Source organism: Rubrivirga sp., from assembly GCF_049648075.1.
GTDB lineage: Bacteria > Bacteroidota > Rhodothermia > Rhodothermales > Rubricoccaceae > Rubrivirga.
Genome location: NZ_JBARYR010000534.1, coordinates 1 through 8,511, shown reverse-complemented (window position 1 = coordinate 8,511; position 8,511 = coordinate 1). Strand labels below are relative to the sequence as shown.

Below are 8,511 nucleotides of genomic sequence, written 5' to 3'. Positions count from 1 at the left end.
AGCACGCCGCACACCGGCGTCATGCGCTACGAGGACGGCGTCCGCCCAATCCCCCACGCCGCGCTCACCATCGAGGGCGCCGAGATGCTGCGCCGCATCCAGGACCGAGGCGACCGGCCCGTCGTGCGGCTCACGATGGACGCGGCCACGCGCGGGGACGCGACCTCGAGGAACGTGATCGGCGAGGTGGTCGGGCGAGAGAGCCCGGACGAGGTCGTGGTCCTGGGCGGGCACATCGACTCGTGGGACGTCGGGCAAGGCGTCCACGACGACCTGGCGGGCTGCGTCGTGACGTGGGAGGCCGTGCGGCTGCTGCACGAGCTCGGGCTCCGTCCTCGACGGACCGTCCGCGTCGTCCTGTGGACGGCCGAGGAGATCGGGATCTTCGGCGGCGAGGCCTACCGCGACTCGCTCGACCGCGTCGACAACGTCCAGCTCGCCCTCGAGTCCGACAGCGGCCTGTTCGAGCCGGTCGGGTTCGGGTACTCCGGCGCCGAGCCGGGCCGCGAGATGCTGGCCGCGCGCGTCGAGCCGCTCATCGAGTCCCTGCTGCTCGACGGCTCGACGGCCGGCCCCGCCGGGATCACCGAGGGTGGCGGGGGCGCCGACATCGGCCCGATGATGCGCGACGGCGTGCCGGGCCTGAGCCTGCGGACGGACAACGGCGACTACTTCGTGCTGCACCACACGCCCGCCGACACGATGGACAAGCTGGACCCGGACCACGTCGCCCGCGCCGTCGCGGCGACCGCCGTCCTGATCTACGTCGCCGCCGAGATGCCCGAGCGCCTGCCCCACGCCGAGTAGCCGCCCTCGAGGGCGACGCTTCGGCGTCGTGCCCTCGAGGACGAATGCCGGCAGCAAACGCTCGACCTCGAGGGCGGCACAGCGCGCGCGACCGAGCGTTAGGGGGACGTCCACCTCGACTCCCATGCGCCTCCGTCATCTCGGCTACGCCTGCATCAACACCGCCCTCGGCACGAAGTCGAGGACGGTCCGGCTCGCCAACCTTCGCACCGAGTCCGTCATCCCCGTCGTCGTCCAGAACCTCGACGACGTCCTGCGGTCGCTGCGCTGGAACGTCGAGCACGGGGTCCGCTTCATGCGCATCTCCTCGGACCTGATCCCGTTCGGACCGCTCCCCCAGTTCCCGTTCGACTGGAGCGAGGCGTTCGACTGGCAGTTCCGCGAGATCCGCCGGCTCGTCAAGGCCGAGAAGCTTCGCGTGACCAGCCACCCCGGCCAGTACACGGTCTTGAACAGCCCGCGGCCGGAGGTCGTCCAGAACTCGATCGACGAGCTCGACTTTCAGGCGCAGGTCCTAAAACGGATGGACCCCAAGGGGACGATGACGCTGCACGTCGGCGGTGCGTACGGAGACAAGGCGTCCGCCCTCGAGAGGTTCGCCCAAAACGTCGACCGCCTGAGCGACGACGCGAGAGAACGGCTCGCCCTCGAGAACGACGACACGACGTACACACTCGAAGAGACCGTCGGGCTGGCCGAGCGCGTCGGGCTCCCCGTCATCGTCGACCTGTTCCACCACAAGCTCAACCCCGGTCACAAGGGCGACGGCGAGGACGCGCAGCGGCGGACCTGGGACGAGGGGGTGGTCGAGCTGTTGGACCGCGCGATGACGACGTGGGGAAAGCGTCCGCCCAAGCTCCACTTGTCGTCTCACAAGCCCGGCACCCGGACCGGCCACGCCGATTACCTGTCGATGGACGACGTCGACGAGTTGGTCGGCGTGATGGAGCAGGTCGGCAAGCCGGACGCGCCGTACGACGTGATGTTGGAGGCCAAGAAGAAGGAGCAAGCTGTCTTGGAGGTCCAGCGTTACCTCGACACCGGCGAGCGTCCCGCGCGCCCGATCCCAATGGAGACCGTCGCCGAGGCCGAGGCGGCGTAGCGCCCTCGAGGACGAGCAACCTCGAGGGCGCTCCCGTGTCTACGACGTAATTAGTAGACTCCGCCATGCGCCTCGCTCCGCTCTTGCTCGTCGCCGGCTGCGCCGCCGCTCCGCTCTTGGTCCCAGCCGACCTCGAGGGCACGTCCTGGGTCGAGTTCTGCCCCGACCCCGACATCCGCACGGCGTTCGTCCGCTTCGAGCCCGGGGGCGTCCTGGCGTGGAGCTACGCCCACCCCGACTCGGCCCGGGCGGACACCGTCCACTCGTGGGCCGTCCGCCGGGATACGCTGTTTGTCGAATGGGCCAACGGCACCGCGGGCACGCCCTACCGGCCGACCTCGGACCCGGCCGTCCTCGAGGGGCCCGCCACGTTCTGTCCCGAGGGGGCAACGTTGCAACGGCGGCGCTAAGCCGGCGTGTGACCGTCCTCGAGGACGCCGCCCCAGAGCGGCCGGCGTCTGGAACTCCGCATCGGGTACCGCCGTGGCTAGCGCCCTCTCTGTGGCCTCCATGACCGAGTCTCTTCACGCCGCTCCGCCCGCTCGGCTCGACGCCTCACCGTCCGACGCCCCGCGTGCGGCCCTCGTCCTCTGCCATGGGCGCGGCGCCACTCCCGAGTCCGTCGCGTCGCTCGCCCGCGCCGTGGCCCCGCCTGGTCTGGCCGTCATCGCACCTCGTGCCGACGTCATCGGCGGGGTCCCGCAGTGGTACCCGACGAGCTTCCTCGCGCCCCTCGAGGCCAACGAGCCGTACCTCTCAGCGGCTCTCGCGGCCGTCGACCGATCCATCGAGGCCGCTCACGCGCTCGGGCTCTCGGAAGACCACGTTATCCTGGGCGGGTTCAGCCAGGGGGCCTGCCTCGCCGTCGAGTTCGCGGCCCGAAACGCTCGCCGATGGGGCGGCGTCGCGACCCTTTCGGGCGCGCTCATTGGGACGGCCGAGGCGGACGACCCGACCCCGTCCCTCCGCGGCGCCGGCGGGCTCTACCCGGACAAGCGGCTGGACTACGACGGCGACCTCGCACAGACACCGGTGCTCTTGGCCTGCGCCGAGAACGACCCCCACATCCCCGTCGCCCGGCTCCGGGCCTCCGCCGACGCCTTGCGCGGCCTCGAGGCCGGCGTCGACCTCCGCGTCTATCCCGGATCGCTCCACGCCATCGTAGACGACCAGGTCGTCTGGCTCCGCGACCTCGCCGCGCTCCTCTCCCGCTGACATGCCCGACGCCTTCCGACTCACCCGCGTCGTCGCGACCGAACGCGGCGGCACCCGGTTCGTCGATGCGGCCGTCCCGCTCAGCCCGCACGGCATCATCGGGCGGATGAGCGAGACGGCTCCGGCGAGCACCGTCCGGTTCCGGGAGACCGACGACGACTACGACTGGGACTACCACCCGGCACCGGCGCGCCAGCTCATCCTTCTCATGGACGGGACCATCGAGATCACGTGCGCCGAGCGCGACGCCGCTGGCCTCGTCCTCGAGGACGAGACGCGCTCGTTCGGTCCGGGCGAGGTGCTCCTGGTCGAGGACACGACGGGCCACGGCCACGCGACGCGGCAGACGTCGGCCGGACCGCGCCGGTCGGTGTTCGTGACCCTACCCGACGGCGCCCTCGAGGACGACCCCAGCCACTAACCCCATGCCCTTCCAGACCTCCGGGCTCCATCACATCACGGCCACCACCGGCGGCGACCAGGACGACCTCGACTTTTTCGCCGGCACGCTGGGGCTCGCTCTCGTCAAGCAGACCGTCAACTTCGACGACCCCGGCGTCTACCATTTCTACTACGCCGACGCCGCGGGGACGCCCGGGTCCATCATGACGACGTTCCCCTACGGCCATCGCGGGACGCGTCGAGGGCTGCCCGGCGCGGGGCTCACGAGCCGCGTCGTGTTCTCGGCCCCGGCCGACGCGCGCACGTTCTGGACCCGCCGCTTGGGCGAGCGCGGCGCGGCGTACCAAGACGCCCAGGCCCTGGGCCGACCGGCGTTGTGGACCACGGACCCCTCGGGCTTGCCGCTCGCGATCGCGTTCGGCGACGACGCCCGAGATCCGTCGCCCGGTCTTGGGGCCGACGTCGCTCTCCGTGGCATCCTGGGCGTCCAGTTCACCGTCCTCGAGGCCGAGCCGGTGGCCGAGTTCTTGCGCGACGAGTTCGGGATGGCCACGACCGAGGCGGGCAGCCGCGGAAGCGGTCGACGCGTACTGGCCGAGGCCGGCGACGGCGGGCCCGGTCGGACCCTCGAGGTCGTCGAGGACGCCGGCGCACCCGAGGGCAAGAACGGGATCGGGACCGTCCACCACGTCGCGTTCCGCGCCCCCAGCGACGACACTCGAGACGCACTCCGCGAGCGGCTCGACAGCCAAGGCGTCCGAGTGACCGAGACGCGCGACCGCACGTACTTCCGGTCGATCTACTTCCGCGACGCCCGCAGAACCGGCGGCGTGCTGTTCGAGGTCGCCACCGACGATCCCGGCTTCGACGCCGACGAGGACCGAGGCGCCCTGGGGGCCGCGCTCCGCCTCCCGCCCGGCCTCGAGGACGAGGACGCCGTCCGGCGTGGGCTCCCCGACATTACTGTCCCGACGCCCTAGATCGCCGTGACGCCGGCTGGGTCTTTCTTAGAGGCGGGACGTTGGCCGCGCGCCGGACGCTCCTAGCGTTGCCCAACGCCACCCACGTACGAGACGGGGGTGCTAGATGGACTCGCGGTGGCGCCCGACGGCGCGGTTGTGGGAGCGGGACCCGGCGGCCTCTGTGTGTTCGAGCCCGACGGAAGCCGCCGCCGGACGGTCGAGGGGGACGGCGGGGTCTCGAACGTCGCGTTCAGACGCGCCGGGGGAGTTCTTCGCTACGGCCGAGGACCGGGTGCTCCGGTTCCCCGTCCTCGAGGGCGAGGCCTTGTAACTCCACACAGACCGAGACGTCTTGAGGCTCTGCCTCGGGGGTACACGTGAACAAGTGCACTTTTTCGGTTCCCCGCGCATAATCGCGCACCCCGCGCGTCCTCCTGCCGAACGCTATCTGCCGTCTCCCCGCGTCTGATGATCCGACTGTCTTTCCTCGCGCTGCTGGCAGCGCTCGCCGTGCCCGCCGTGGCGCAGTCGGCCGCGATCAACGGGTTCGTCCGCGACGCCTCCAGTGGCGAGACCCTGCTCCAGGCGACGGTCCGCGTCGAACGCGAGGGCGACGCGTCCATCCGCGGAGCGGCAACGAATGCCTCGGGCTTCTACTCGCTCGGCGACCTCGAGCCCGGCACGGTCACCGTCGTCGCGAGCTACATCGGGTTCCGGACGCGGCGCGAGACCGTCGTCCTCGAGGCCGGCGAGACGGTCCGGCTCGACCTCGAGCTGCAACCGGACGGGGTGGTCTCCGACGAGGTCGTCGTCGAGGCCCAGGAGTCGATCGAGGAGGAGCGCGCGCCGGGCACCACGACGGTGTCCATCGACCTGGTCGAGGCGTTGCCGACGGTCTTCGAGGCCGACCTCTTCCGCTCCATCCAGCTCCTGCCTGGCGTCAAGGCGTCCAGCGACTTCAGCTCCGCGCTCTACATCCGGGGCGGCTCGCCCGACCAGACACTGATCTTGCTCGATGGGACGACGGTTTACAACCCGACCCACTTTTTCGGCTTCTTCTCGACGTTCAACACCGACGCCATCAAGGACGTCCGCCTCTACAAGGGCGCCTACCCGTCCACCTACGGCGGACGCCTGGGCTCGGTCGTGGACGTGTACAACCGCGACGGCAACCGGAACGAGACGCGCGGCTCGCTGACCGCCGGCATCCTGGCGAGCCGCGTCGGCTTGGAGGGCCCACTCCCCGGCCTCAACGGCTCGTACTCGCTCAACGCCCGGCGTTCGACGCTGGAGCCACTCCTGGGCGTCCTGCGCGAGCAGCTCGACGAGGACGGCATCCCGGAGAGCTTCTACTTCTACGACCTCAACGGCAAGGTCTCCGTCGACCTGACGCCGAACGACCGGGTCAGCGTGGCCGGCTACGCGGGCCGTGATCAGGTCGTGGTCCCGTTCGGCGACGACGCCCGGTTCGACCTCGACTACGGCAACCGGACCGGCTCGGTCGCCTACAACCGGATCCTGTCGTCGACGGCGTTCGCCCAGACGCGGCTGACGGCCTCGAGGTACTTCTCGTACCCGTCCGGCGAGGTCGGCGAGACCGGGTTCGAGCGGCCCAACACGATCACCGACTACTCGCTCCGAACCGATCTGGAGTGGCTGCCGAACGCCAGCTTCGAGGCCCGGACGGGCGTGTGGGGCGGGTTCTTGGACCTCGGCCTGAGCAGCTCGTTCAACAACAACACCCAGACGCTCTACGAGAACCCGTCGCGCTACGCCTCCGGCTACGTCCAGGGCAAGTGGCGCCCCGGCAACGGCGTCATCCTGACCGGCGGTCTCCGCGCCGAGTACTTCCGCTCCCAGACCGACGACTTGCTCGACGACCTCGAGCCCGTCGCCTCGAGCTACCTGCGCGTCTCGCCCCAGCTCCAGATCGAGCGGACGTTCGGCGACGACGTCGTGATCCAGGCCGCGGCCGGGCGCTACCACCAGTTCCTCTCGCTCATCACGAACGAGGCGTTCTCCGGCTTCGACACCTGGGTCACGACCGGCGTCGGCGTGCCGCCCCAAGAGAGCGAGCAGGTGGTCCTGGGCGTCAAGACCAACCTGGGCCCGACGTACCGGCTCGACCTCGAGGTCTACGGCCGGACCATGCGCGACCTGTTCGACACGCGCCCCGAGGTCCAGGACGTGGCGGGGCTGAGCTACCGGGAGCTGTTCCGGTTCGGAGAGGGCTACGCGTACGGCTTCGAGGCCTTGCTCGAGCGCGGTCTCGGGCGGCTCACCGGCCTGGTCAGCTACACGCTGGGCGTGACCCGCCGGCGCTACCCCGCCGAGCAGCAGTTCGCGACGTTCTTCCCCCCCAAGTACGACCGGCTCCACGACCTGACCGTCGTCGCCAACTACGACCTGGGCCGGGGCTGGCGCGCGACGGCCGCCGGCGCCTACGCGACGGGCCAGGCGTTCACGACCCCGAACTCCCGCTTCGTCGTGACCGGCCTCCCGACCGAAGACCCGGACCTCATCGTCTCCCAGACCGAGGCCCTCAACTCGTCGCGCCTGCCCCCCTACCACCGGATCGACCTGGGGTTCACCAAGACCGGCTCGTGGTCGTTCGCCGACTACGAGTTGCAGCTCCAAGCGGTCAACGTTTATAACCGCCGGAACCTGTGGTTCTTGAACTACGACTTCGACGACAACCCGATCACGGTCACCGAGATCCGCCAGCTCCCGATCCTGCCCAACGTCTCGCTCTCGCTCGACTTTTAACCGGGGAGCCCGGAGACCGCTCCGATCTCCCTCACGACCTCGAGGTCGCACCATGCGTCGATTCCTCCTCCTGCTCCTCGCGCTCCCGCTCGCCGCCTGCGACGGGTTCAACGACGACGACTTCACCGCCGACGTCGTCGTCTCGGCGTTCCTGGGCGCGAACGAGCCGCTCCCGCCCGTCTCAGTGACCGAGACCTCTCCGTTCCTCGAGGCCTACGACCCGGACGCGGTCGGCCTTGGGGACGCCGCGGTCTCCGTGACGTTGCTGGCGCCCGACGGCTCCGACGAGTCGACGGTCCGGTACCAGCCCAGCCCGAACCGCGGCCAGTACGTCCCGACCGACGCCGCCACGGTCTTGCCCGAGCGGACCTACCGACTGGACGTCGAGTTCCAGGGCCGGCAGATCACGGCGACGACGACCGTCCCCCCGACCGTCGAGATCGTCGGGGACTCCGAGCAGAGCGTGGTCTACGGCGACGGGAATGGGCCGGGCGTCCGGGTGACCCAGTCGACGCGAGCCGGCGGGCGACAGGCCGCGTTCATCGGCTCGACGCGGGCGCTCGGGGCGTCCGAGTTCGAGGAGGTCACGATCGACGGCGAGACGCGCTACCGGAGCATCCCGGGCACGGGCGCGCTCCTGACCCCGATCTACCAGCGGTTCCTCGACTGCGACCTCGAGGACGCCGGCACGCTCTTGTGCGACGAGGACCCGCTTCAGGACGACGCCGTCATCGGGACGTCGCCGGTCATCAACGAGGCGAGCTACATCGACCTGGGCGACGGGACGATCCGCGTCGAGATCCCGTTCATCGCCTTCGGCTACTACGGTCCCTACCGGCTGACGCTCGTCTCACTTGACCAGGCCTACCAGGCGTTCGTCCAGACCCAAGCCGTTCAGGGCGGCGGGACCACGCTCTCGCCCGGCGAGATCCCCAACGTGACCACCAACGTCGAGGGCGGCCTCGGCGTGTTCGGCTCGTTCGCCCGCGTGGTCAGCCGGACGACGATCCTGGAACCGACGTTGTAGGGTCCTCGAGGACGGCCCGTTCGGCCTCGAGGGGCGGATGCTGTACACTGGAGTTCACCTCTGCCCCCGGCCTCGAGGTCGAACGAGAACGGTAGCGGCTCTGGGGTGCTCGACCTCGAGGACGGCTACCCCCGCAGCTTCGCCGGGTGCGTCGCCCGGATCAGCGCCCGCGCCAGCGCCCGCGTCGAGTTGACGAACGGGACGCCCCCATGATCGGCCTCGGGCACCGC

At 70.4% G+C, this 8,511-nt stretch carries 8 protein-coding genes; all 8 read left to right on the top strand.

Annotation, left to right across the window (positions count from 1 at the left end; translation table 11 throughout):
- A partial coding sequence (locus WBA11_RS14840; RefSeq protein ID WP_424521440.1) for a M20/M25/M40 family metallo-hydrolase occupies nucleotides 1-807 on the top strand: 807 nt, incomplete at its 5' end.
- Nucleotides 808-931: 124 nt separating this feature from the next.
- Entirely contained in the window at nucleotides 932-1,909 is a 978-nt protein-coding gene (gene uvsE, locus WBA11_RS14835) for a UV DNA damage repair endonuclease UvsE (RefSeq protein WP_424521439.1), read from the top strand.
- Between the two features lie 65 nt (nucleotides 1,910-1,974).
- Nucleotides 1,975-2,319 (top strand): hypothetical protein, encoded by a 345-nt coding sequence (locus tag WBA11_RS14830; RefSeq protein WP_424521438.1) that lies wholly within the window; start codon nucleotides 1,975-1,977, stop codon nucleotides 2,317-2,319.
- Between the two features lie 100 nt (nucleotides 2,320-2,419).
- Complete coding sequence (locus WBA11_RS14825; RefSeq protein WP_424521437.1) at nucleotides 2,420-3,124, top strand: alpha/beta hydrolase; 705 nt, start codon at nucleotides 2,420-2,422, stop codon at nucleotides 3,122-3,124.
- Between the two features lies 1 nt (nucleotide 3,125).
- Complete coding sequence (locus WBA11_RS14820; protein ID WP_424521436.1) at nucleotides 3,126-3,545, top strand: hypothetical protein; 420 nt, start codon at nucleotides 3,126-3,128, stop codon at nucleotides 3,543-3,545.
- 4 nt (nucleotides 3,546-3,549) lie between these two features.
- Nucleotides 3,550-4,506 (top strand): VOC family protein, encoded by a 957-nt coding sequence (locus WBA11_RS14815; protein ID WP_424521435.1) that lies wholly within the window; start codon nucleotides 3,550-3,552, stop codon nucleotides 4,504-4,506.
- 450 nt (nucleotides 4,507-4,956) lie between these two features.
- Nucleotides 4,957-7,254 carry a TonB-dependent receptor gene (locus tag WBA11_RS14810; protein ID WP_424521434.1) on the top strand — a complete coding sequence of 766 codons (2,298 nt, stop codon included), beginning with the start codon at nucleotides 4,957-4,959 and terminating at the stop codon, nucleotides 7,252-7,254.
- 52 nt (nucleotides 7,255-7,306) lie between these two features.
- Nucleotides 7,307-8,281 (top strand): DUF4249 family protein, encoded by a 975-nt coding sequence (locus WBA11_RS14805; RefSeq protein ID WP_424521433.1) that lies wholly within the window; start codon nucleotides 7,307-7,309, stop codon nucleotides 8,279-8,281.
- The last annotated feature ends 230 nt before the right edge of the window (nucleotides 8,282-8,511 follow it).